An 842-nucleotide genomic window follows, 5' to 3' on the forward strand; every position below is an offset into this window, starting at 1 on the left:
GCAAAGTGGAACAGCAAACCGAGGCAAATACCGCCAAAAAGTTTCAAGCCCATATTGCCGTGGCGCGTGGTTTGCGGAGTAAAGGCGAAGGCAACAAGCGCCATCACCCATGCGGCAACGGGATACACCAGCTTGCGCCACCATACGATGGCATAGACTTGGGTATTTTGGTTGTTTTTTTCCAGATGGTCGATATAAGTGGTCAATTCGCCGACAGACATTTGATCGGGCTTGACGAGCAATACATCCATCAGGTTGCGTTTGACGGAAATCGGCCAGTTTTCTTCGGCGGCAGTGGAGACCTCGACTTTATCTTCGCCCAATATGCTGCGGCGGATATTTTTTAACTGCCAGCTACCGTCTGGATTCAAAACGGCAGATTCGGCTTCCGCCGCTTGGGTCAATTCGTTTTTATCGTTGCGCTGCCAAATTTTGATGCCCAAAAGCGTATGGTCGGGCAGCATTTCGCGCACGTTGATAATACTGTTTTTTTCTTTCAGCCAAAGGCCGGTATTGCCGGTACTGATTTTGCCGTTGATGGCGGCGGATTTGATGTTTTCGGCTTTTTGGCTGAGGACGGGGGCAATCCATTCGCCGAGCGCGGCGGTGGCGATGGCGAAAATCAAACCGAACTGCGACAAAATCAACAGCAGCTTTTTGGTGCTCATGCCGCTGGCTTTGATAACGGTCAGCTCGCTGCCGGAAGCCAGTTGGCTGTGGGAAATCAGGCCGCCGATCAAAACGGCAAGCGGCATCAGTTCATACGCGCGCGCAGGCATCTGCATTAAAACATACTGCCCCAATTTTGCGCCGTTATAGCTGCCTTTTCCAAGATCGCCGAC

Annotated in this window: 1 protein-coding gene; it reads right to left on the minus strand. The window is 51.9% G+C overall.

Translation table 11 applies throughout. The features are described 5' to 3' along the window. Positions 1-842, minus strand: an 842-nt coding sequence (gene lptG, locus ACTHS3_RS16025; RefSeq protein ID WP_440368510.1) for an LPS export ABC transporter permease LptG, incomplete at both ends; no start/stop codon positions are given.

This window comes from Neisseria sp. P0009.S007, from assembly GCF_051962515.1.